22 protein-coding genes are annotated in these 21,956 nt (G+C 67.7%); 12 read left to right on the forward strand and 10 right to left on the reverse strand.

Annotated features, from left to right (window positions below; all coding sequences use genetic code 11):
* Positions 1-6 precede the first annotated feature (6 nt).
* The 5 genes from P7F68_RS12610 to P7F68_RS12630 are packed head-to-tail and all read right to left on the reverse strand — an operon-like array spanning position 7 to position 3,619.
* Entirely contained in the window at positions 7-660 is a 654-nt protein-coding gene (locus tag P7F68_RS12610; RefSeq protein ID WP_277833590.1) for an MlaC/ttg2D family ABC transporter substrate-binding protein, read from the reverse strand.
* 9 nt (positions 661-669) lie between these two features.
* Positions 670-1,503 (reverse strand): MlaA family lipoprotein, encoded by an 834-nt coding sequence (locus P7F68_RS12615; protein WP_277833593.1) that lies wholly within the window; start codon positions 1,501-1,503, stop codon positions 670-672.
* 27 nt (positions 1,504-1,530) lie between these two features.
* Complete coding sequence (gene mlaD, locus P7F68_RS12620) at positions 1,531-1,998, reverse strand: outer membrane lipid asymmetry maintenance protein MlaD (protein WP_002940762.1); 468 nt, start codon at positions 1,996-1,998, stop codon at positions 1,531-1,533.
* On the reverse strand, positions 1,998-2,792 hold the full coding sequence (mlaE, locus tag P7F68_RS12625) for a lipid asymmetry maintenance ABC transporter permease subunit MlaE (protein ID WP_386040592.1): 795 nt from the start codon (positions 2,790-2,792) through the stop codon (positions 1,998-2,000). The genes mlaD and mlaE overlap by 1 nt, the downstream gene beginning before the upstream one ends.
* A gap of 5 nt (positions 2,793-2,797) precedes the next feature.
* Entirely contained in the window at positions 2,798-3,619 is an 822-nt protein-coding gene (locus tag P7F68_RS12630; RefSeq protein WP_277833596.1) for an ABC transporter ATP-binding protein, read from the reverse strand.
* Positions 3,620-3,849: 230 nt separating this feature from the next.
* On the opposite strand from P7F68_RS12630, the gene P7F68_RS12635 reads away from it, so the two are divergent.
* The 12 genes from P7F68_RS12635 (at position 3,850) to P7F68_RS12690 (ending at position 16,420) form a co-directional block, all read left to right on the forward strand.
* Positions 3,850-5,598 (forward strand): type II secretion system protein GspD, encoded by a 1,749-nt coding sequence (locus P7F68_RS12635; protein ID WP_277833598.1) that lies wholly within the window; start codon positions 3,850-3,852, stop codon positions 5,596-5,598.
* Complete coding sequence (locus P7F68_RS12640; RefSeq protein ID WP_277833599.1) at positions 5,595-7,295, forward strand: GspE/PulE family protein; 1,701 nt, start codon at positions 5,595-5,597, stop codon at positions 7,293-7,295. Before P7F68_RS12635 ends, P7F68_RS12640 begins: the two co-directional genes overlap by 4 nt.
* Positions 7,292-8,488 carry a type II secretion system F family protein gene (locus P7F68_RS12645; protein ID WP_277833601.1) on the forward strand — a complete coding sequence of 399 codons (1,197 nt, stop codon included), beginning with the start codon at positions 7,292-7,294 and terminating at the stop codon, positions 8,486-8,488. The genes P7F68_RS12640 and P7F68_RS12645 overlap by 4 nt, the downstream gene beginning before the upstream one ends.
* Positions 8,489-8,494: 6 nt before the next feature.
* Positions 8,495-9,871: a hypothetical protein gene (locus P7F68_RS12650; protein WP_277833604.1), complete on the forward strand. Its 1,377-nt coding sequence runs from the start codon at positions 8,495-8,497 to the stop codon at positions 9,869-9,871.
* On the forward strand, positions 9,868-11,103 hold the full coding sequence (locus P7F68_RS12655) for a hypothetical protein (protein WP_277833606.1): 1,236 nt from the start codon (positions 9,868-9,870) through the stop codon (positions 11,101-11,103). Before P7F68_RS12650 ends, P7F68_RS12655 begins: the two co-directional genes overlap by 4 nt.
* A complete protein-coding gene (locus tag P7F68_RS12660) occupies positions 11,100-11,816 on the forward strand; it encodes a type II secretion system protein (protein ID WP_277833608.1) in 717 nt (238 codons plus the stop codon). Before P7F68_RS12655 ends, P7F68_RS12660 begins: the two co-directional genes overlap by 4 nt.
* 45 nt (positions 11,817-11,861) lie before the next feature.
* A complete protein-coding gene (locus tag P7F68_RS12665; RefSeq protein ID WP_002938583.1) occupies positions 11,862-12,500 on the forward strand; it encodes a prepilin-type N-terminal cleavage/methylation domain-containing protein in 639 nt (212 codons plus the stop codon).
* A 109-nt stretch (positions 12,501-12,609) separates the two neighbouring features.
* Positions 12,610-13,599 (forward strand): KpsF/GutQ family sugar-phosphate isomerase, encoded by a 990-nt coding sequence (locus tag P7F68_RS12670; protein WP_002928486.1) that lies wholly within the window; start codon positions 12,610-12,612, stop codon positions 13,597-13,599.
* Positions 13,600-14,175, forward strand: coding sequence for an LPS export ABC transporter periplasmic protein LptC (gene lptC / locus P7F68_RS12675; protein ID WP_277833612.1), 576 nt, complete (start codon positions 13,600-13,602; stop codon positions 14,173-14,175).
* On the forward strand, positions 14,172-14,729 hold the full coding sequence (lptA, locus tag P7F68_RS12680) for a lipopolysaccharide transport periplasmic protein LptA (protein ID WP_002928481.1): 558 nt from the start codon (positions 14,172-14,174) through the stop codon (positions 14,727-14,729). The genes lptC and lptA overlap by 4 nt, the downstream gene beginning before the upstream one ends.
* A 53-nt stretch (positions 14,730-14,782) precedes the next feature.
* Positions 14,783-15,559, forward strand: coding sequence for an enoyl-CoA hydratase (locus P7F68_RS12685; RefSeq protein WP_277833614.1), 777 nt, complete (start codon positions 14,783-14,785; stop codon positions 15,557-15,559).
* A gap of 294 nt (positions 15,560-15,853) precedes the next feature.
* Positions 15,854-16,420: a phasin family protein gene (locus P7F68_RS12690; protein WP_002928474.1), complete on the forward strand. Its 567-nt coding sequence runs from the start codon at positions 15,854-15,856 to the stop codon at positions 16,418-16,420.
* Between the two features lie 73 nt (positions 16,421-16,493).
* On the opposite strand, the gene P7F68_RS12695 is transcribed toward P7F68_RS12690, so the two are convergent.
* The 5 genes from P7F68_RS12695 to glyQ all read right to left on the reverse strand — a co-directional run bounded on the left by P7F68_RS12695 (position 16,494) and on the right by glyQ (position 21,557).
* A complete protein-coding gene (locus P7F68_RS12695; protein WP_277833617.1) occupies positions 16,494-16,868 on the reverse strand; it encodes a 4a-hydroxytetrahydrobiopterin dehydratase in 375 nt (124 codons plus the stop codon).
* 243 nt (positions 16,869-17,111) lie between these two features.
* Complete coding sequence (locus P7F68_RS12700; protein ID WP_002928469.1) at positions 17,112-17,885, reverse strand: lysophospholipid acyltransferase family protein; 774 nt, start codon at positions 17,883-17,885, stop codon at positions 17,112-17,114.
* Positions 17,886-17,948: 63 nt separating this feature from the next.
* Complete coding sequence (gmhB, locus tag P7F68_RS12705) at positions 17,949-18,482, reverse strand: D-glycero-beta-D-manno-heptose 1,7-bisphosphate 7-phosphatase (protein ID WP_002928467.1); 534 nt, start codon at positions 18,480-18,482, stop codon at positions 17,949-17,951.
* A gap of 61 nt (positions 18,483-18,543) precedes the next feature.
* A complete protein-coding gene (gene glyS / locus P7F68_RS12710; RefSeq protein ID WP_277833620.1) occupies positions 18,544-20,631 on the reverse strand; it encodes a glycine--tRNA ligase subunit beta in 2,088 nt (695 codons plus the stop codon).
* Positions 20,631-21,557: a glycine--tRNA ligase subunit alpha gene (gene glyQ / locus P7F68_RS12715; protein WP_002928462.1), complete on the reverse strand. Its 927-nt coding sequence runs from the start codon at positions 21,555-21,557 to the stop codon at positions 20,631-20,633. The genes glyS and glyQ overlap by 1 nt, the downstream gene beginning before the upstream one ends.
* Positions 21,558-21,956 lie beyond the last annotated feature (399 nt).

Consider the following 21,956-nt stretch of genomic DNA (forward strand, 5'->3'; position numbering starts at 1 on the left):
CTCCACTCACGAGGCAGCTCCCGCGCCCGCGGGCGCCAGGCCCTGCTCGGTGGCGAGCGCGTTGTTGCGAGATTCGAGCGCGCGGATCAGGCCGTCGATGCCACCGCTTCGAACCTCCTGGCTGAAGCTGCTGCGGTAGTTGGTCACCAGGCTGACGCCGGCGACGACGACGTCGAACACCTTCCAGCCCTGCTCGCCCTTCTCGAGCATGTAATCGATACCGATCGGCTGCGCACCCGGACGCACGACCTCGGTGCGGATCTGCACGCGGGTATCGGCCGCTGCAAAGCGCGACGGCGGGAACACCACACGCTCGTCACGGTACTGGGTGAAGGCATTGGCATAGGTACGCACGAGCAGGGTACGGAAGCCCTCGATCAGGCGCGCCTGCTGCTCGGGCGAAGCGTCACGCCAATCGCGCCCCACGGCGAGCATGGTCATGCGACGGAAATCGAAGTGCGGCAGCACGAGCGCCTCGGCCAGCTCAACCACGCGCCGGATGTCACCCGAGCGCAGCGCGACATCGGTGCGCACGATCTCGAGGACTTCGTTGGTGACGTCGCGGATGAGTACATCGGGGGCCTTGGGCTCCGCCGCCGCGGCCACGCCCGGCAGCAATCCAGCGAAGAGGAAACAGACGAGGGTGATGAGCTTGTTCATGTGCTTGCTTTATCGGATGTCAGTTGGGGACAAGGCCGGCGCATCGAGCTCGGCGAACTCGAGGCGCTCGACCGCAGCCGCTGCGGCGGTGTCGACCTCATCGCCAAGCGGCACCGCCGACTGCTCGTCGAAATCTTCGTACACCCGCTCCACCTGTCCATCACTGACTTTGTAACGGCGTTGCTGGAGATAGAAGTCGCGCACGAAGGCATAGCGGTCGACCGCCTTTTCATCCAGGGTGCGCTCGGTGCCGAGCAGGGTGGAGCGCTGATGCACTATCTGCGTGGCGCGCACCGTGTTGCGCGTCGGCACGTGATCCATGCGCAGCGGCATGTTGCCCATCATGTCAGCCGGCATGGCCACAGTGTCACGCACGGTGCGCGGCCCGAAGAAGGGCAGCACGACGTAAGCGCCCTCGCCCACCCCCCAGCGGCCAAGCGTCTGGCCCAGATCCTCATCGTGCTTGGCGAGGCCGGCCTCGCTGGCGATATCGAGCAGACCGAACAGACCCCAGGTAGAGTTGAAGGCGAACCGCATGAAGTCGCTCATCGCCTCTGCCACCTTGCCCTGCAGCAGGTTGTTGAGCCCGATCCAGGGGTCGGCGAGGTTACCCAGCACGTTGCCGACGCCGGTGCGCACCGGACGCGGCAAGACCGCCTGATAGACCTCGGCCGCGGGCTTGACCACGACCTTGTCGACCTGCTCGTTGAAGGCGAACATCGCGCGGTTGTAACCCTCGAGCGGATCGTCGGGATTGGCGGTGGTCGCACAGCCGGTCGTCAGCACGATGGACGCGGCAAGCACGGCAAGGCCACGATGGCCGGGAACGGGTCTGGAACGCATTGTTGTTTTCTCCCGAACGATGTTCGCTTACTGCGCCGGCGCATCGGCCGCGCGGTCGAAGAGGAACTGACCGATGAGCTTCTCGAGCACGACGGCCGACTGGGTGATCAGGACGCGATCGCCGTCCTTGAGCATGTCGACGTCCGCCCCAGCCTCCAGGCCCACATACTGCTCGCCAAGCAGGCCGGAGGTCAGGATCGAGGCCGTGGTGTCGGCAGGAAAAGGGTAGCGCGCATCGAGTTCGAGCACCACGACGGCGCGATAGATCTCGGTATCGAAGCGGATACTTGCAACCCGCCCGACGAGCACGCCCGAACTCTTGACCGGCGCGCGCACCTTGAGCCCGCCGATGTTGTCGAAGGGCGCCTCTACGCGATAGGCCGTGGAGGCATCGAAACCGGAAAAATTCGCCACCCGCATCGCCAGAAAGATCAGCGCTGCAAAGCCCAGCGCCACGAAAATGCCGACCCACAAGTCGAGCGTCGTACGGCTCATCATAGCCCCCGGAACATGAAGGAAGTGAGGACAAAGTCCAGCGCCAGGATGGCGAGCGCGGAGGTCACCACGGTACGGGTGATCGCCCGCGAGACGCCCTCGGCCGTGGGCTGGCAGTCGTACCCCTCGAACACCGCGATCAAAGACACCACCGCGCCGAACACGAAGGACTTGATCACACCATTGACCACGTCATAGCGAAACTCGACGGTCGCCTGCATCTGCGACCAGAAGGCGCCGTCGTCGACGCCGATCACCACGACGGTGATCAACCAGCCGCCGAAGATGCCCATTGCCGAGAACAGGGCCGCGAGCAGCGGCATCGACAGCACGCCGCCCCAGAACCGTGGCGCCACCACACGGGCGATCGGGTCTACCGCCATCATGTCCATCGCCTTGAGCTGCTCGGTGGTCTTCATCAGGCCGATCTCGGCGGCGATTGCCGAACCTGCCCGGCTCGCGAACAGCAGGCCGGCGATGACCGGCCCCAGCTCGCGCAACAGCGACAGCGCCACCATCACCCCGACCGCATCGGCCGAGCCGAAGCGCTGCAGGATGTCGTAGCCCTGCAGCCCCAGCACCAGGCCAACGAAAAATCCCGACACCGCGATGATCAGCAGCGACAGTACACCGCTGAAGTAGAGCTCGCGGATCGTGAGATGGAGGCGCCGGATCGACTGTCCGGAGGCGAGCAAGACGGCGAGCAGGAAGCGGGCCGCAAAACCGAGCCGCCAGATACCGCCGATGGTGAGCGCGCCGATGTGGCGCAGGCCGCTTGCCAGCGCAGCGAACATGCCGTTCATACGCCCCTCCCGCCGAGCAGGCTGTCGATCGGTGGCGCCGGGTAATGGAAAGGCACCGGACCGTCGGCCTCGGCATTGACGAACTGGTGCACGAAGGGGTCGCCGGAAGCACGAATCTCATCCGGCGTTCCGCGCGCGACGATGCGGCCGTCGGAGACGAAGTAGATGTAGTCCACGATCTCGAGCGACTCATGCACGTCGTGGGTGACCATCACGGAGCTTGCTCCGAGCGCATCATTGAGCCGCCGTATCAGCTGGCCGATGATGCCCAGCGAGATCGGGTCGAGGCCGGCGAAGGGCTCGTCATACAGAATCAGCATCGGATCGAGCGCCACCGCCCGCGCCAGCGCCACGCGACGTGCCATGCCGCCCGAAAGCTCGCCCGGGCTGAGTGTCGCCGCGCCGCGCAGCCCAACGGCCTGCAGCTTCATCATCACCAGGTCGCGGATCATGCCTGCGGGCAGGCTGGTGTGCTCGCGCATCGGAAAAGCGACGTTGTCGAACACGCTCATGTCGGTGAACAACGCACCGAACTGGAACAGCATGCCCATGCGCCGGCGCAGCGCATAAAGCTCCCCACCCGAGAGGCTCGCCATGTTGCGCCCTTCGACCTCGACCGTACCCGACGAAGCGCGCAACTGCCCGCCGATCAGTCGCAGCAGCGTGGTCTTGCCACAGCCGCTGCCCCCCATGATGGCCACCACCTGGCCGCGGTGCACGCTCAGATCGATGCCGCGCAGGACCTCACGCTCGCCATAGGCGAAACGCACGTCGCGCAGCGAAACCAGCGGGGCGGAGGGCTCGGGGGGAAGGGACACGAGAGGTAGACGGGACTGAAAAAAGCTTCGCATTGTATCAGAGCGGTCCGCGACTGAGCGGCGATGGTGCTGCAACGCAACACCATCGCCTGGCCCCGCACCGAGAGCGTGACCAGACAAAGAGCGCTTCTGCCGCAGGCACTTGCAACAGACCACCCAAGGCTGCAGGCGTTCCCGAATTATCCCAATATCGTATTCCAATTGGCATCGAATGCATTTAGCATTGCGGCATGACCCGATGCACCTTCGCCCCTGCACGTCTCGCTGGCATGGCCATGGTCTCCGCGCTGATCGCCGGATGCACCCCACTCGCCCCCGCCCGGCTGCCACCGGGGCACCTCCACGCCACGGGTACGGCTGCGCTCGCCACCTCCCCTGCAGCAACGCAGACCGCCGAAGAAACAGCGCCAACGCATGAGCCGACGCCCGCCACGGGCTGGACGGGCACCTCCACCCCCGGCATCGACGCGGCAGCACCCGAGCCCGTCGAAACCTACTCCCTGTCGGTCAACGACCTGCCCGTACACCAACTGCTGTTCGCGATCGGCCGCGACGCCGGGCTCGAACTCGACCTCCACCCGGGCATCGAGGGCCGGGTCACCATCCATGCGGCCGGCCAGCCACTCGGTCTGCTGCTCGAACGCATCGCGGCACAGGCAGAGATCCGCTACGAACTGCGCGGTCGCCACCTCTCGGTCCGTCCCGACACCCCATTCATCCGCAGCTACGCCCTCGACTACGTAAACCTCAGCCGCGAGATGCGCGGCTCGGTCGCCACCAGCACACAGATCGCCACCACGGGCGCCCACCAGCAGGGCGCTGCCAACACCGCCGGGAACACCTCGGTGACCCAGATCGAGACCCGCGCCAGCAATGACTTCTGGAACTCGCTCGAGATCAGCCTGGGGGCAATCCTCGAGGAGGCTGGCGGCACGCCCCGTCCTTGCCGCACCAACAGCGCCGGTCCGTGCAGCGCCGACGTCATGGTCAACCGCGAGAGCGGCGTCGTCACCGCACGTGCAAGTGCACGCCAGCACGCACACCTGAAGGCCTTCCTGGACCAGGTCCAGCAAGCAGCGCGCCGACAGGTCATGATCGAAGCCACCATCGTCGAGGTCACGCTTGCCGACGGCTACCGCCAAGGCATCGACTGGACGCGTATCGGCGTGCCGGGCTGGAACGTGCGCCCGCGCGGCACGGGCGATGCCGCAAGCGGACTGCCCACGCTCAGCTACCTGTCATCGAGTGCAGACGTGCAGATCGAGCTGCTCGAGACCTTCGGCACGGTGAAGGTCCTGTCCAGCCCGCGCCTTTCTGTGCTCAACAACCAGACGGCCATGCTCAAGGTGGTCGAGGAAGTGGTGTATTTCCTGGTCGACAGCACGACCACCGAGTATGACGACCGCCAACAATCGCGCATCACCGCAACCACCACCCCGCAGTCGGTCTCGGTCGGCATGGTGATGTCGGTCACGCCACAGATCAGTGCCAACGGCGAGATCACCCTCAACGTGCGCCCCACCATCTCCGGCATTTCGGGCTTCAAGGACGACCCCAACCCCTCGCTGCGCAGCATTCCAAATCGCGTGCCGCAGATCCGCACGCGCGAGATCGAGTCCATGCTGCGCCTGCGCAGCGGCGAAACCGCCGTGCTCGGCGGCCTCATGGAAGACCGCGTCGACCTCGATACCGGCCGTATCCCCTTGCTCGGCGACCTACCCGTGGTCGGCGAACTATTCACTCGCCGCGCCAACGCAGTGCGCCGCACCGAGTTGCTCATCTTCCTGCGTCCGCTGTTGATCTCCGAGCCCGGAATTCAGGGCGACTACGCCGGCTACGCCACACACCTCCCCGCCGACGACTTCTTCACCCGCGCCCCCTCGCCCGATCAGCGCAACTTTCCCACCATGCCGCTGCGCCCCACGGTGCTGCCGGCAGCTTCCCCTGCCGCCACGGCGATGCCAATCACCACGCCATGAACGCCCCCCAATCCATTGGCCAGACCCTGCTCGCCGCCGGCCTCATCGGCGAGGATCAGCTGCGCATCGCCCTGCGCGAACAGCCCGCGCGCCGCCAGCCGCTCGGTCGGGTGCTCGTAGACATGGGCTTCGTCAGCGAGGCAGCCCTGCGTGAGACCCTCGCCACACGCAGCGGGCTGCCCTTCGTGGATCTCTCGGTTGCACTCGCCGACCCCGACGCCGTCGCTCGCGTACCGCAGGCACTTGCCCGCCGCCACCGCCTGCTTCCACTGCAATACGATGCCGCTCGCCACCGCCTGATCGTCGCCATGGCCGATGCGCATGACATCGTCGCCCTCGACCGCCTGCGTGGCGAGCTGGGCCCCGACGTGCACATCGAACTCCGGCTGGCCGGCGACACCGAGCTGGGCCGCGCAATCGACCACCACTACGGTGAAGCAGGCTCGATCGAGGATCTTGTGCGGGCGCTCGAATCGCGCACACCGTCCGAGGTGCGCGACGGACAGCTGGTCGTGCGCCTCGTCGATGCGCTCCTCGCCGACGCTGCCGCGCGCGGCGCATCCGACCTCCACTTCGAGCCCGAACCCGCCTTTCTGCGCATCCGCCACCGCATCGACGGCACACTGCGCCAGGTACGGGCAATCCACAAGGCATGCTGGCCGGAGCTCGCGGTGCGCCTGAAGGTCATGGCCGGCCTGGACATCGCCGAATCGCGCAGCCCCCAGGACGGCCGCATCAGCGTGGCCGTCGGCGGCCGCGCCATCGACTTCCGCGTCGCCACCCAGCCCACCTTGCATGGCGAGAACATCGTGCTGCGCATTCTCGACCGCGACAAGGGCATCGTCCCCCTTCCCGCGCTCGGCCTGGACGAGGACCAGGCGGCCACGCTCGCGCGCATCCTCGGCCGCCCCGACGGACTCACCCTCGTTGTCGGGCCAACCGGGAGCGGCAAGACCACTACGCTGTACTCCATCCTCAACCACCTCAACACCGAGGCGGTCAACATCATGACCCTGGAGGATCCGGTCGAGTATCCGCTCGCCATGATCCGCCAGACGCAGATCGGCGATGCCGCCCGCCTGGGCTTTGCCGACGGCGTGCGCGCCCTGCTGCGTCAGGACCCCGACGTGATCCTGGTCGGCGAGATCCGCGACGCCGACACCGCCGCGATGGCCCTGCGCGCGGCACTCACCGGCCACCAGGTGTTTGCCACCCTGCATGCGAACTCGGTATTCGGCGCCCTGCCGCGCTTGCTGGACATCGGACTCAACGCCGAACTGCTCGCAGGCAACCTCGCCGGCATCCTCTCCCAGCGCCTGGTGCGCTGCCTGTGCCCCCACTGCCGCACAGCCCATGTCGCGGACGGGGCCGAGCGCGCACTGCTCGGCCTCGCCACCGACACCGCCACCCCCGTTCTGTACCACGCCGCAGGCTGCCCGGCCTGCGACTTCCGCGGCTATCGCGGGCGGCGCGCCATCTTCGAGATCCTGCATCTCACGCCCGAGCTCGACGAGCTCATTGCGCGCAAGGCCAGCCCCGGCATGCTCCAGGCCGCAGCGCGCGAAGCAGGGCATCGCAGCCTGCTCGAAGACGGTCTGCGCCGCGTGGCCGACGGCACCACCTCCCTTCACGAACTGGCGCGCGTGGTCGATCTGGGCCAGGCAGGCAAGGCGGCCGCGCGCGGGGCGTGCGCATGACCCTCTTCAGATACCGTGCGCTCACCCTCGCCGGCACGCGTCAACGCGGCCGCATGGAGGCCACGGACCTGCGCGACCTCGAGCAGCGCCTGCACGCAAGCGGGCTCCAACTCATCAACGGCGAGCCCTGCCGCATGATGCTGCCACGGCGGCGCCTGCCGCGGCGCGAGCTGATCCCCTTCTGCTACCAGCTCGAACAGCTCCTTGGTGCCGGTGTCCCCCCGTTCGAGAGCCTCGCCGTGCTGCGCGATTCACATCCCGACAGCCGGGTCAGGAATATGGTGTCGGGGCTGCTCGACGACATCGAGAACGGCTGCCCCCTGTCACAAGCGGCGGCCCGCCAGCCGGGCGCGTTCTCGGCCGTCGCCGTGAGCCTGCTGCGCGCGGGCGAAGAAGCCGGGCGCCTGCCCGAGGCCGTGCGCGACATCGGCAGCGCCCTGGCGCGCGACGAGGCGCTCGCCGCGCACGCACGCAGGATCGCGATCTACCCGGCGATCGTCGCCAGCGTGCTGCTGCTGGCCGTGGTCGTCGCCCTCACCCAGGTCGTACCCGAACTGGAGAAGCTGCTGCGCAGCAGTGGGCAGGTACTGCCGCTGCAGACACGGCTGCTCGTCGGCCTGTCGCAGGCAGTGCGCGACTGGGGCGGCTACGCGCTGCTGGCGCTATGTGCCGGCATGGGTGCGTCATGGCAGGCGCTGGCCCGCTCGGCAAGGCTGCGCACTCACGCCGACGCACTCATCCTGCGCCTGCCCGTAGTCGGCGACATCCTGCGCAAACTCGCGCTTGCACGCTTTGCCGGCCTCTTCGCAACCCTCTACGCCGCCGGGATCAACGTCATTGACGCACTGCGCGCGAGTGAGGGCGCCACCGGCAACCTGGCCCTGCGCGAGGGCCTGCGCAGCGCGCGGGACGCCATCGAGCGCGGCCGCCCCATTTCCACCGCCTTCGAGGCCGCAGGCATCTTCCCGCCTCTGGTCACCCGCATGCTGGCTCTCGGCGAACAGACAGGCAGCCTCGACAACGCCCTCCACAAGCTCGGCGAGCTTTACCAGCGCGACGTCAGCGAGGGCACGGCCCGCCTGCAGGCGGTAGCCGAACCCGCACTCACCCTGTTGATGGGTGGCCTGCTGCTCTGGATCGCCAGCGCGGTGCTGGGGCCGATCTACGACATCATCACCCGCCTGCCGGTCTGATCCGCGATGCGCACACCACTGCTGCTCCGCATCGATGCACTCGGCCTCGACGCATGGCAAGTGCATGAAAACGAAGTCATCCGGGTCGCCGTCTTCGACAGCACTGCACAGCCCGCATTCCGAGCCTGGCTGGAAGAGCGCCCCACCCGCGCCCCATGCAGGCTTCTGGTCGACCTGGCCGATGAGGCCTACGAGAGCGAGGACATCCCGCGCGTTCGCGGTGCCGATCGACGCGCACTGATCACGCGCAGGCTGGCCGCCTGGTTCCCAGACCCCGCCTACGCACGTGCCATCAGGCTCGACGACACGAGCGGCCAGACAACGCCCGGTCGCGAACGCATGCTGTTCTCCGGCCTCAACCAACCCGCAACGCTGCAGGCCTGGATAGACCCCCTGCGCGCAACCGGCCGTCGCGTCGAACGCATCGTACCCGCGGCGGAGTTGCTGGCCCATCTCCACGCCCGGGCCGTCGGCACGCGAGCACAGGTGATGGTGCTCGGCCGCACGCGCGCCGGCCTGCGCATCAGCCTCCTCATGCACGGCCAGGCGCTGTTCTCGCGCATCGTAGGCCATTCGGCAGCGTGGCAGGACGAACTCGCACGCACACGCAACTACCTGCGCGCCCAGCATCGTGTGGCCAGCAAAGACGCACTCGACGCACTCGTCATCGGCACCCCCGAGCAGCTCCACACCACGGCCGCCGTCACCGAAGATGACCCGTCAATCACCTTCATTCCATCCGAGCGCCTCGGTCCCAACCAGATGCGCGACGACACGGATGCACCGGCCACAGCCGACGAACTGGCGCCGCTACTGCTGCACGCCCTGCGCCGGGCACCCGCCCGCCTGGGCTGGGCCGCAGCGTCGGCGCCACGCCGCCCAGGCGGGCTTCTGCTCGGTGGCGGGCTGCTCGCAGCCTGCCTGGCGTTGGGCGCCGGATACTGGCTGCACGCCCAGGCCGCAGCGCGTGCCGGTGCCGAGCACAGGGCACGCCCGTCCCCCCTCGAAGCCGTGCCCGCGCAGCCGACACACGACGCCGCGCCTGCGCCTCCCGACGACCTCGCCCCGTCACCCGAGCCGGTCGCACCCGCCGCGCCGCAGCCCCCCCTGCCAGCCGCGCCCACGCCAGCCCCCGCCGCACGCGTGCAAGTGCCCGAGCCGAAACGCATCGACGGCGTCCTCAGGCGCCCCGACGGCCGTCACACCATATGGCTCGACGGCAAACCCATCGAGCCTGCGCAGGCCGGCCTGAGGATGGTGCCGGGCAACGAACCCGCGCTTGCTCCCAGCGGCCTCAGCGCCCCCCGGCTGCGCGTCGGCGACCTCTGGCCTGCCCCCGCCACGACCGCACACGACACCTCCGACGAGGACGCACGACAATGAGCGCACATCCATCACCACCTCGAGCGCACGGTGGGCAGGCCCTGCTCGCAGCACTCGTGCTCCTGCTGGTACTGGGAGCGGGCGCCCTGCTCGGCGCTGGTGAGTTGCGCACGCGTGCCACCATGCTCACCCACGCCCGCAGCGTCATCGCTCTCGCCCAGGCGCGCGCAGCGCTCATCGGCTACGCCATCAGCTATGAGGAGAGCCACCCGGGCGAGGGCTACGGATTCCTGCCCTGCCCGGACAGCGGCAACACCGGCTCGACACCGATCGGCGCCTGCGGCGCCCGCGGCCAGGGCGCGATCGGCCGCCTGCCCTGGCGGACGCTCGGCCTCCCGGACCTGCGCGACGGCTGGGGGGAGTGCCTGTGGTACGCCGTCGCCGGCAGCGTCAAGCACAACCCCAAGGCGCTCATGCTGAACTGGGACAGTCCGGGCCAGTTCGTCGTGCACGGCGCGGACGGCCACCGAATCGCCGCCGCCGGACCGGACGGGCGCGCCGTCGCGATCGTCTTCGCCCCAGGGCCCGCACTGCCCGGCCAAGTGCGCGCACCTGCGAGCGGTCGCACCTGCCCCGGCGGCGACTCGGCCGTCGCCGATCTCGCGCACTACCTCGATGGCGACTATCCGGCCACGGTGGATGGCACGCTCGACGTGTTCTCGGGGGGTAATCTGCCGGGCGCCGACCTGATCGCCTGGATCGGCATCGACGACATCTTCGACGCCCTGCGCCGACGCGCCGACCACGCGGCACGGATCGACGCGCTCATCTCGGACATCGCCTCCGCGCTCGATGCTCGCCTCGCCGAACCTGACTTCACTCACCGCCATTTCGACACGGAGGTCGGCGCACTGCGCTCCGGCGTCCTGCCCAACGCCGCCGACCTGGGACTGCCCGCGGCCGAGCGGGCGCGCATCGACCATTGGCGCGACCAGATCCGCGTCGCCATCTGCACCGACAGCGACGCCTGCATCGAGATCACCTCCTCAGACACTGCCACCACCCGGCACTGCCGCGCGGCGCTGCTGTTCGCCGGCGAACGCATCCGTCACGGCGCTGGCCGCCAACTGCGCGCAACCGCCGCCCAGCGCGCCGATCCCGCACAGTACTTCGAGGGCACGAACGCGCTCCACCTCAAGGCCGGCGTTCCTCGCTTCGAGGGCGCCGAGCGCTTCGCGGCCCACGAGCACGGACAACCGGCAGTGCAAGACATCGTCCGCTGCCTGTCATGAAACAGACGCCCCCGCTCCGCGCTATCGAGAGGCCGAAGCAGGCCCTTGCGCGGCACCCCCGAGGCCGCGGCTTCACCCTCGTGGAGCTGGCCATGGTCCTCGTCATCCTCGCCGTACTCGGTGCAGGCCTGCTGGTGCCACTGGGCAGCCGGATGGAGGCCCGCGACCGCCAGGCCAGCCTCGAACGCCTCGGCGACATCCAGCACGCCCTCATCGGCTTCGCACTCATCCACGGCCGTCTGCCCTGCCCGAGTACCACCACCGACCCCGCCAGTCCGCTCTATGGCATCGAGGACCCGGCGCCGTGCAGCTTCGCAAGCGAAGGCCGCCTGCCCTGGCGCAGCCTGGCCGTGCCCGCCACCGACGCGTGGGGCTCACCACGCACTGCGGTAGGCGACGACTGGGGCGGGCACTGGCACTACCGCGTCGACCCGCGCTTCGCCGAGGCCCCGATCACCGCCGCCACCCTGCCATCGGCCAACCTTCAGATCCGCGGCCACGACGGCAGCCGCATCACGACCTCCGATTCGCAGGCCGTCGCCATCGTCTACTCCACCGGCCCCAACCGGCATGCCGACGGCCTCAACGCCAGCTACACCGTAACCGCCCCTCTTTACCAGGCAGGCCCGCCCACACCCGACTACGACGACCTGCTCGCCTGGCTCGGCCGGCCGTTGCTGATTGCCCGCCTGGCACAGGGCGGACGACTGTAGGGCAAGGACATCCGTGTTTTTCATCCACCATCGAAGGAGACCACCATGAACACCAAACAGGACGGATTCACCCTCGTCGAGATCGCCATCGTGCTGCTCGTCGTCAGCCTGCTGCTCGGCGGCGTCATGAAGGGGCAGGAACTGATCGACAGTGCCAAGGTGAAGAACCTCGGCCAGGATTTCCGCAGCATCCCCGCGATGGTCCATGCCTACCAGGACAAGTACCGCGCCCTGCCCGGCGACGACCGCAATGCACGCATGCATCTGTGCCCAGGCAGCAGCGAGTGCACAGCCCTCGGCAACGGCAACGGCGTCATCGATGGCAACTGGGACGACAGCAGCGGCAGCGAGAGCGTGCGCTTCTGGCAGCACTTGCGCCTCGCCAACGTCGCCAGCGGCAGCACCGACCCAGACGATGCCGGCTTCCTGCCGCGCAATGCGGTCGGCGGCAGGGTCGGCGTCCAGCGCGGCGGCACCGTGCTGGGCATCCCCGGCGCGATGGTCGTGTGCTCGGACGCAATCGTCGGCAAGCTGGTGCGCCAACTCGACATCGCGCTCGACGATGGCAACCCGGCAACTGGATCAATGCGCGCCGGTACGGCTGGCGAAGGCGCACTGGTGCCGATCTCGGCAACCAATCCGCTCGACGACAGCGCCAGCCACACCGTCTGCGCCAGTCTCTGAGCACGGGTAGCGCTTGATATACAATCGGGGGCTCGCACACGGTGCTGCGCGCAGCGATACATTCCATGCGCGTCGCACCGCGCCCCCGCCAGTCTCAAGCATGGACCGCATGGACTCAACTCCAGAAACGGGTGACAGCCGCGCCGTCGCCCTCGCCCGCCGGGTATTGCGCATCGAGGCCGATGCAGTCGCCGCCCTTGCCGACCGCATCGGCGCAGACTTCGAGCGTGCCGTCGACATCATCCGCCAGCGCCACGGGCGCGTGATCGTCACCGGTATCGGCAAGTCCGGGCACATCGCACGCAAGCTCGCGGCTACGCTCGCGAGCACCGGCACGCCCGCCTACTTCGTGCATGCCGCCGAAGCCGCACACGGCGACCTCGGCATGATCACCCCCGAAGACGTCGTCATCGCCCTGTCGAACTCGGGGACGAGCGAGGAAGTGCTCACCATCGTGCCGCTGGTCAAGCGCCAGGGCGCACGCCTGATCTCGATGACGGGACGCCCGGAGTCGCCGCTCGCGGTACAGGCCGACGTCCACCTCGACGCCGCCGTCGCCGAGGAAGCCTGCCCGCTCAACCTCGCCCCCACCGCCAGCACGACCGCCGCACTCGCCCTTGGCGATGCACTCGCGGTTGCCCTGCTCGACGCGCGCGGTTTCGCCGCGGAGGACTTCGCACGCTCGCACCCGGGCGGTGCACTCGGCCGTCGCCTGCTCACCCACGTCGCCGACGTGATGCGCCCCGCCGACGCCGTACCGCGCGTGCGCCCCGACGCCCTGCTCAGCAGCGCCCTGCTGGCGATGACAGCCGGTGGCATGGGCATGACCGCCATCGTTGACAGCGACGATCGGCCGCAGGGCATCTTCACCGATGGCGACCTGCGCCGCGCGCTCGAGAAAGGCTGCGACGTGCGCAGCGCGCACGTGACCGCGGTGATGAGCCACAATCCGCGCAACATCGGCCCCCAGGCCCTGGCGGCCGAAGCCGCCGAGGTCATGGAGCGCCTGCGCATCAGCCAGCTGCTGGTGGTCGACGGCGACAACCGTCTCGTCGGCGCGCTCACGACTCACGACCTGATGCGCGCCAAGGTGATCTGAGTGATCGACACCTGGCGCCTCTACCCGGTTCTCGCCCTCGCCGCACTGGCAGGCGCCTCGCTGTGGCTCGAGCGCATCACCCGCATCGAAGAGCCGGTTGCCGCGGTCGAGCATGGCGGTCCGGACTTCGTCGCCGAACACACCCGCCTGGTGGGGTTCGGTGAAGACGGCCGGCAGCGCTACGAACTGCTCGCCGAGCGCCTCGAGCACTTCCCTGCCAGCGACATCACCCGACTCCACGAACCGCGCCTGCACATGCAGGACGCACAACGCGACACCCACATCAGCGCCACGCGCGGCGACGTCTCCCCAGGGGGCGAACGCGTCGATCTCGAAGGCAAGGTGCAGGTCCGCCGTCCTGGCTCTGCGGACGCCCTGCCACTCGCACTCGACTCCGAAACGCTGACGGTGTGGCCCGACGCCCACCGCGCCCAGACCGACTCCCCGGTGGTCCTGATGCGCGGCGACAGCCGGGCCACCGCCCAGGGCATGCGCGCCGACAACCTGTTCGGCACGCTCGAACTGACCGGCGAGGTCCGCACCCACATGCCTCGCCGCCAAGGACCCTCCTCATGAAGCACACTCATCGCATCTCCCTCACCCGTTGCCTGGCCACCCTGGGGGTGGCAGCGCTCGCCGCATTTTCCGCCCCTGCCATCGCCGAGAAGGCCGACCGCGAGCAGCCGGTCAATATCGAGGCCGACCGCCTGACGGTGGACGACCGCAACAAGGTGCACGTGTTCGAGGGCAACGTGATCCTGTCGCAGGGCTCACTGACGATCCGTGGCGACAAGCTGGTCGTGACCCAGGACGCCGCGGGCTTCCAGAACGGCGTCGCCACCGCCACCGGCAACCGCCTGGCCACCTTCCGTCAGCGCCGCGAAGGCACTACGGATCAGTACGTCGAAGGCGAAGCCGAGCGCATCGAATACGACAGCCGCAGCGAGAAAGCGCGCCTGTTCAACCGCGCCCGCGTCACCAGCGGCGGCGACCAGGTCAGCGGCCACTACATCGAATACGACGCCATCACCGAGAACTACCTGGTCACCAATGCCCCCGGCAGCCAGCCGGGCGCCCCATCCAGCCGCGTACGTGCCGTGATCCAGCCCAAGTCGGACGGCCAACAGTAAGCGCACTCAACCTTCTTCCACCGACACGCAGCACCCCGACAACAGGAGAACCCATGAGCTTTGAACTGATCATCGCCGAGAAGCGCGGCCGCGTCGGCCTCATCACCCTGAATCGCCCCAAGGCACTCAACGCCCTCAACGATCAGGTCGTCGACGAGATCACCGCCGCGCTGAACGACTTCGAGTCCGACGAAGGCATCGGCGCCATCGTCATCACCGGCTCCGAAAAGGCGTTCGCCGCTGGTGCCGACATCGGCGCGATGGCTACCTTCTCCTACATGGACGCCTACAAGAGCGAATACATCACCCGCAACTGGGAGCGCGTGAAGACCTGCCGCAAGCCGGTCATCGCCGCAGTGGCGGGCTTCGCCCTGGGCGGCGGCTGCGAGCTGGCGATGATGTGCGACATCATCATTGCCGCCGACAGCGCGAAGTTCGGCCAACCCGAAGTCAAGCTCGGCATCCTGCCGGGTGCAGGCGGCACGCAACGCCTGCCGCGCGCGGTCGGCAAGGCCAAGGCCATGGACCTGTGCCTGTCCGCCCGCTTCATGGATGCCACCGAAGCCGAGCGCGCCGGTCTGGTGTCGCGCGTGGTGCCGGCCGACAAACTCCTCGACGAGGCCCTGGCCGCCGCCGAGACCATCGCAAGCTTCTCGCTGCCGGTGGTGATGATGATCAAAGAATCGGTCAACCGCGCCTTCGAAAGCAGCCTCAACGAAGGCCTGCTGTTCGAGCGCCGCGTCTTCCACGCCGCTTTCGCCCTCAACGACCAGAAGGAAGGCATGGCCGCCTTTGTCGAAAAGCGCAAGGCCAACTTCACCCACGACTGATCGCTCCCCCCTCCTGCACTGCGGCAAGGCCATGCCACGCCGCAGTGCCTTGGTCATCGGCCCGCAACAAGGGTGTTGCACACTGCATGCGGATCGCTCGGCAGACCAAGCGTTTGCTGGGCCGGACAGCGGCGCACATGATTGGATAAAGCAATCGAATAGCGATTGTGCGATGCACAAATTTTCGCTTGACAGCTTGAGGCGCCTCCGTATAATTCGAACCATGCTGCAACGCAACATGTGGCATGAAACCACGATGTGCATGCAATCCGGGCTTGATTACAGGAGATTCAAATGAGCAACTTCACCACCCCCGAGCAGTTCGCCGCCGCCAACAAGGCCAACATCGAGACCCTGCTGACCCTGGCCAACACCGCCTTCGCCAGCGCCGAGCGCCTCGCTGCCCTGAACCTGAACACCGCCCGCTCGATCCTCGAGGACGGCGTTGCCAACACCAAGACCCTGCTCGCCGCCAAGGACGTCCAGGAACTGGTGAGCCTGCAGGCTTCGCTGGCCCAGCCGATCGTCGAGAAGGCCGTCGCCTACGCTCGCAGCGTCTATGAGATCGCCTCGCAGAGCCAGGAAGAAATGTCCAAGGTCTTCGAAGGCCAGGTCGCCGAGCTGAACAAGGGCGTCGCTACCGCCCTCGACAAGGCTGCCAAGTCGGCGCCCGCCGGTTCGGACGTCGCCGTCGCCGCCGTCAAGTCGGCCATCGCCGCCGCCAACAGCGCCTACGACAGCATGAGCAAGGCTGCCAAGCAAGTCGCCGAGATCGCCGAAGCCAACGTGGCTGCCGCGACCAACGCCACCGTCAAGGCCGTCAGCACCACCGCCAAGACCACCTCCAAGAAGGCTGCCTAAGCTTCCTCGGTAAAGGTCTGACGAAGCGGCCCCTCATCGAGGGGCCGTTTTGCGTTTACCGCCCGCCGACGCATCAGTCGTATTTGATGTAGCGGAAGCGCTGGTCATCATTGGGAGTGCCTTCAAGCACACCCCCCTCGCGGGCGGGTTGCCACTGGATCAGCGCCTCGATCCTGCTGGCGAGCGCGAAGTCGCGCTCGGTCACCCCTTTCGCGGAATGGGTGCACAGTTTCACGATCACGAAGGCATAGGACACAGCAAGGTCCGGGTGATGCCAGGCCGCTTCGGCAAGGTGGCCGACGGCATTGACGACCATCAGCGTGCCCTTCCAGCCTTCCGTGCGGTACTTGCGCCGGATCCAGCCATTTTCGTAATACCAATGCGGCAGTTCGCGCGCCAGGCGCTGGCGAATCTCATCCTCGCCCAGCGCGGGCAGTGTGTCGCTCATATCGACCTCCTGCGGGTTCGGGCTTTCAATGTAGCCCGCGGTGCAGCGCACGTCCAAGGCGTAGACGAGAGGCCGTCGAAGCCCCCCCCGTGACGACGAAAAGCTCGCGGCTGGCGCCGCTCCCACCGGGGGAGAGACCCGCGGCGGCGGGCTTTGCTGAAGGAGCGGCGCGAGCCGCGAGCTCTTCGGGCACGCCACAAAAGACTATCGCCTTCAAACCCTCGCGGCTGACGTGTAACCAGATCAGGCTTCGGGCGCGCCCGTGCCACCGTCCTGGTCATGCACAGCCGACGCCTCGCCGGCATAGTGATGAGGGAAAAGCCTCTGCATCTCGCTCTCGACCCAGGCCTCGGCGCGCGCATTGATCTGCTCTGCCTTCACGCCCTTGACGTCGATCACCGGACCAATGCTGACGATGATCTCACCAGGGCGCTTGACGAAGGCATTGCGCCGCCAGAACTCGCCCGCATTGTGCGCCACCGGCACCACCGGCACGCCCGCACGCTTGGCGAGGATGGCGCCGCCCGGCTTGTAGCGCTTCACCGTCCCCGGGGCAACACGCGTACCCTCGGGGAAGACGACAACCCATAGACCCTCCTTCAGGCGCTCGCGGCCCTGCTCGACAACCTGGGCGAGCGCATCCTTGCCCGCATTGCGATCGATCGCAATGCCCGGAATGCTTGCCAAACCCCAGCCAAAGAATGGCACGCGCAACAGCTCGCGCTTGAGCACGAAGCACAGCGGCGGAAAGATCTGCTGCAGCGCGATCGTCTCCCATGCGGACTGATGCTTGGACAGCACCACGGCCGGGCCGGCAGGCATGTTCTCGGCACCGATCACCCTGTAGCGGATACCGAGAACATGGCGGATCACCCACATCATCACCGGCACCCAGGACGTGATCAGGCGATGGCGGGTCATCGGCGGTAGCCAGAAGATCAGCGTGGCAAAGATCGCATAGGGCACGGTGATCAGTGTGAGCAGTATTGCGAACAGGAATGAGCGGATGAGATGCACGGTGTGGTCCAGGCGTCATTGGGCGCAGATCGCACCGCCCTGACGGTGCGCCTGCCATGAGTTTCAGGCCGTGAGCGTAGCGGCCACGGCGTCGAGATCGGGGAAGATCCGGGTCGAGGGCGGCAGTTCGGGACTGTCCTTGGTGTGCAGCCCCTTGCCCGTCAACACGAGGAAGGGCTGGCAACCTGCGGCCACCCCCGCCTGCAGGTCGCGCAGGCTGTCGCCCACGCAGGGTACGTCCTGCAGCGCGACATTGAAGCGCTCGGCAATCTGCAGGAACAGGCCGGGCTTGGGCTTGCGGCAGTCGCAGGTGGAGTCCGCCGCATGCGGACAGAAAAAAACCGCATCCAGGCGACCGCCGACCTGCGCCAGGCTGCGCACCATGCGGTCATTGATGGCGTTTAGCGTATCCATGCCGAACAGGCCGCGCCCCACGCCGGACTGGTTGGACGCCACCACCACGCGCCAGCCCCACTGGTTGAGGCGCGCGATCGCCTCGAGCGAGCCGGGGATCGGCTTCCATTCTTCGGGCGACTTGATGAACTGCTCGGAGTCGACGTTGATGACGCCGTCGCGGTCGAGAATGATGAGCTTCATCTGCAGACTCCCTGGGATGCATACATACCCGCGACGGCGCGCGCCGCGGGTCTCGTGACGCTCAGGCCGACAGGCGCGAGATATCAGCGACCTGGTTCATCAGGCCAGCCAGTTGCGCCAACAGCGCAAGGCGGTTGGCACGGGTCAGCGGTTCTTCTGCCATCACCATGACGTCCTCGAAGAACTGGTCGACCGCCGCACGCAGGCCGGCGAGCGCACACAGCGCCGCAGTGTAGTCCTCGTTGGCGACATGTGAGCGCACCAGCGGCGCGACTTCGACCACCTGACGGAAGAGCGCCTTCTCGGCCTCCTCCTGCAGCAGTGCGAGATCGGGCTCGCCCGGCGCACCCTCGGCCTTCTTCAGGATGTTGACGATGCGCTTGTTGGCGGCCGCCAGAGCCTCGGCCTCGGGCAGCGCGCGGAAAGCCTCCACCGCGGCGAGCTTGGCGGGCACCAGATCGATGCGTACCGGCTTGAGCGCGAGCACGGCGTCGATCACCGCACCGTCGCGCCCTGTCTCTCGCAGCAGGTTCTTCAGGCGCTCGAACATGAAGTCCTGCAACTGCGCGGCGAAACCCTCGGCGGTCAGCAGGCCGGGCTTGAAGCCGGCGGCAGCGGTGTCGATGAGCTTGGGCAACTCGAGCGGCAGCGGCGCTTCGATGAGGATGCGCAGCACGCCGAGGGCTGCGCGGCGCAGCGCAAACGGGTCCTTGTCGCCCGTCGGCACCATGCCTATGCCGAAGAAGCCGGCCAGGGCGTCGAGCTTGTCGGCCAGTGCCACCGCAGCGGCGACATTGCCCGCGGGCAACTCATCGCCGGCAAAGCGCGGCTGGTAATGGGCCTGGATGGCATCGGCCACCACCTGCCCCTCGCCGTCGGCGAGCGCGTAGTAGCGGCCCATGATGCCCTGCAGCTCGGGGAATTCGCCCACCATGTCGGTGACGAGGTCGGCCTTGGCCAGGCGTGCGGCGCGCTTGGCCGCGGCGACGTCGCCGTGCAGTTGGGCGACGATCGCGCCGGCCAGGGCTTCGAGGCGCTCGACACGCTCGAGCTGACTGCCGAGCTTGTTGTGATACACCACCGGCGCCAGGCGCGGCAGGCGAGCCTCGAGCTTCTGTTTCTTGTCCTGCTCGAAGAAGAAGCGCGCGTCCGAGAGCCGCGGGCGCACCACGCGGGCGTTGCCGGCGACGATGTTGCTCGGGTCGGCCACCTGCATATTGGAGACGATCAGAAAACGGTTGAGCAGTTTGCCGGCGCCGTCGAAGAGCGGAAAATACTTCTGGTTGGCGCGCATCGTCAGGATCAGGCACTCCTGCGGCACGGCAAGGAACTCGGCCTCGAACTCGCCCACATACACCGTCGGATGCTCGACCAGCGCCGCGACCTCGTCGAGCAGGTCGGCATATTCGTTGAGCAGCGCGCCCTGCTTCGCGGCCTCGGCGAGCAGTTGGCGCTCGATGTTGGCGCGGCGCTCGGCGAAGTTGGGAATGACCTTGCCCTCGGCGAGCAGCGTGGGCTCATAGGCATCCGCAGTCGCGATGTCGATGTCGCCGCGACTCATGAAGCGGTGGCCACGCGTGGTGCGCCCCGAGTCCAGGTCGAGCACGCGACCCGGCACCACATCGGCGCCGTGCAGGAAGGTGAGCTTATGCACCGGGCGCACGAAGGTCGCGTCGCCGTCGCCCCAGCGCATGACCTTGGGAATCGGCAGCGCCTTGATCGCGTCCTGCACGATCGCCGACAGGACGTCGGCGAGCTTGGCGCCCGGCACCATGGCGGTGTGGAACAGCGCCTCGGCCTTGCCGTCCATGCGGCGCTCGAAGCCGGCGACGGCCCCCACCGGGATGCCCTTGGCTTCCATCTTCTTGAGCAGCGCCGGCGTCGGCTTGCCCTCGGCGTCGAGTGCCACGGACACGGGCATCAGCTTCTCGGTGACCTCCTTGGCAGCGGCCTCTGAGGCCACCTTCGCAACCGTCACCGCCAGCCGGCGCGGGCTGGCGAAGGTGCGGAAGGCGGCGTCGGCAGGCGCCAGCCCCTTGGCCTTGAGGCCATCGGCGATCCGGGTAGCGAAAGTCTCGCCCAGGCGCGGCAGGGCCTTGGGCGGCAGTTCTTCGGTGAGCAGTTCAACGAGCAGGGTCGCGCTGGTCATCACGCGGCCTCCTTGGTGGTATTCAGCATCGGGAAGCCAAGGGCTTCGCGGGATTCGAAATAGGCCTGGGCGACGGCGCGCGACAGGTTGCGGATGCGGCCGATATAGGCGGCGCGCTCGGTCACCGAGATAGCGCCGCGGGCGTCGAGCAGGTTGAAGGTGTGCGCGGCCTTCAGCACCATCTCGTAAGCCGGCAGCGCGAGGCCGACTTCCATCACGCGCCTGGCCTCGGATTCGTAGTTGTTGAACAGCGAGAACAGGAAGTCGACGTTGCTGTGCTCGAAGTTGAAGGTCGACTGCTCGACCTCGTTCTGGTGATAGACGTCGCCGTAGGTCACCTTGCGCCCGTCCGGCGCGATCGACCACACCAGGTCATAGACGTTTTCAACGCCCTGCAGGTACATCGCCAGGCGCTCGATACCGTAGGTGATCTCGCCCAGCACCGGCTTGCAATCGAGGCCGCCGACCTGCTGGAAATAGGTGAACTGGGTGACTTCCATACCATCCAGCCACACTTCCCAGCCCAGGCCCCAGGCGCCGAGGGTGGGATTCTCCCAGTCGTCCTCGACGAAGCGGATGTCGTGCACCATCGGGTCGATGCCGAGCGCGCGCAGGCTGTCGAGGTAGAGCTCCTGGATGTTCAGCGGCGAGGGCTTCAACACCACCTGAAACTGATAGTAGTGCTGCAGGCGGTTGGGGTTCTCGCCATAGCGGCCGTCCTTGGGGCGGCGCGAGGGCTGAACGTAGGCAGCGTTCCAGGGCTCGGGGCCGATGGCGCGCAGGAAGGTGGCGGTATGGCTGGTGCCGGCGCCCACCTCGAGGTCGTAGGGCTGCAGCAGCACGCAGCCGCGCTCGCCCCAAAAGTGCTGGAGCGTGAGGATGACTTGCTGGAAGGTCGGTTTCACGAGTCGGGATTCGGTGGTCATGGTCTCGGGCAGCCTCCGGGCTGCGCAGCGCACGCAAAGACCGTGATTTTACCGGGCTTCGGCAAGTGCGGGGGCTTCGGCTCGGCGCAATCGCGCCGAAGCCCTCACCCGCTCGACCCGGCGCGGGCGCGATCGCCTTCAACCCCTCGCGGCTGGCGCCGCTCCCACGGGGGAATCGAGCGCGCGACGCCCTGCTGTAGGAGCGGCGCGAGCCGCGAGCTTTTCGTCACAGCCGACCACGCCCATCACCTTCAACCCCTCGCGGCTGGCGCCGCTCCCACGGGGGAATCGAGCGCGCGACGCCCTGCTGTAGGAGCGGCGCGAGCCGCGAGCTTTTCGTCACAGCCGACCACGCCCGTCACCTTCAACCCCTCGCGGCTGGCGCCGCTGCTACCGAGG

Origin of the sequence: Thauera mechernichensis, assembly GCF_029588855.1 — a bacterium.
GTDB classification, from domain to species: Bacteria; Pseudomonadota; Gammaproteobacteria; order Burkholderiales; family Rhodocyclaceae; genus Thauera; species Thauera mechernichensis.

Excerpts from the sequence above, each read along its gene's own strand:
- P7F68_RS12610 (WP_277833590.1), bottom strand. The coding sequence starts at position 660 with ATGAACAAGCTCATCACCCTCGTCTGTTTCCTCTTCGCTGGATTGCTG.
- P7F68_RS12615 (WP_277833593.1), bottom strand. The coding sequence starts at position 1,503 with ATGCGTTCCAGACCCGTTCCCGGCCATCGTGGCCTTGCCGTGCTTGCC.
- mlaD (WP_002940762.1), bottom strand. The coding sequence starts at position 1,998 with ATGAGCCGTACGACGCTCGACTTGTGGGTCGGCATTTTCGTGGCGCTG.
- mlaE (WP_386040592.1), bottom strand. The coding sequence starts at position 2,792 with ATGTTCGCTGCGCTGGCAAGCGGCCTGCGCCACATCGGCGCGCTCACC.
- P7F68_RS12635 (WP_277833598.1), top strand. The coding sequence starts at position 3,850 with ATGACCCGATGCACCTTCGCCCCTGCACGTCTCGCTGGCATGGCCATG.
- P7F68_RS12640 (WP_277833599.1), top strand. The coding sequence starts at position 5,595 with ATGAACGCCCCCCAATCCATTGGCCAGACCCTGCTCGCCGCCGGCCTC.
- P7F68_RS12645 (WP_277833601.1), top strand. The coding sequence starts at position 7,292 with ATGACCCTCTTCAGATACCGTGCGCTCACCCTCGCCGGCACGCGTCAA.
- P7F68_RS12650 (WP_277833604.1), top strand. The coding sequence starts at position 8,495 with ATGCGCACACCACTGCTGCTCCGCATCGATGCACTCGGCCTCGACGCA.
- P7F68_RS12655 (WP_277833606.1), top strand. The coding sequence starts at position 9,868 with ATGAGCGCACATCCATCACCACCTCGAGCGCACGGTGGGCAGGCCCTG.
- P7F68_RS12660 (WP_277833608.1), top strand. The coding sequence starts at position 11,100 with ATGAAACAGACGCCCCCGCTCCGCGCTATCGAGAGGCCGAAGCAGGCC.
- P7F68_RS12665 (WP_002938583.1), top strand. The coding sequence starts at position 11,862 with ATGAACACCAAACAGGACGGATTCACCCTCGTCGAGATCGCCATCGTG.
- P7F68_RS12670 (WP_002928486.1), top strand. The coding sequence starts at position 12,610 with ATGGACTCAACTCCAGAAACGGGTGACAGCCGCGCCGTCGCCCTCGCC.
- lptA (WP_002928481.1), top strand. The coding sequence starts at position 14,172 with ATGAAGCACACTCATCGCATCTCCCTCACCCGTTGCCTGGCCACCCTG.
- P7F68_RS12685 (WP_277833614.1), top strand. The coding sequence starts at position 14,783 with ATGAGCTTTGAACTGATCATCGCCGAGAAGCGCGGCCGCGTCGGCCTC.
- P7F68_RS12690 (WP_002928474.1), top strand. The coding sequence starts at position 15,854 with ATGAGCAACTTCACCACCCCCGAGCAGTTCGCCGCCGCCAACAAGGCC.
- P7F68_RS12695 (WP_277833617.1), bottom strand. The coding sequence starts at position 16,868 with ATGAGCGACACACTGCCCGCGCTGGGCGAGGATGAGATTCGCCAGCGC.
- gmhB (WP_002928467.1), bottom strand. The coding sequence starts at position 18,482 with ATGAAGCTCATCATTCTCGACCGCGACGGCGTCATCAACGTCGACTCC.
- glyS (WP_277833620.1), bottom strand. The coding sequence starts at position 20,631 with ATGACCAGCGCGACCCTGCTCGTTGAACTGCTCACCGAAGAACTGCCG.
- glyQ (WP_002928462.1), bottom strand. The coding sequence starts at position 21,557 with ATGACCACCGAATCCCGACTCGTGAAACCGACCTTCCAGCAAGTCATC.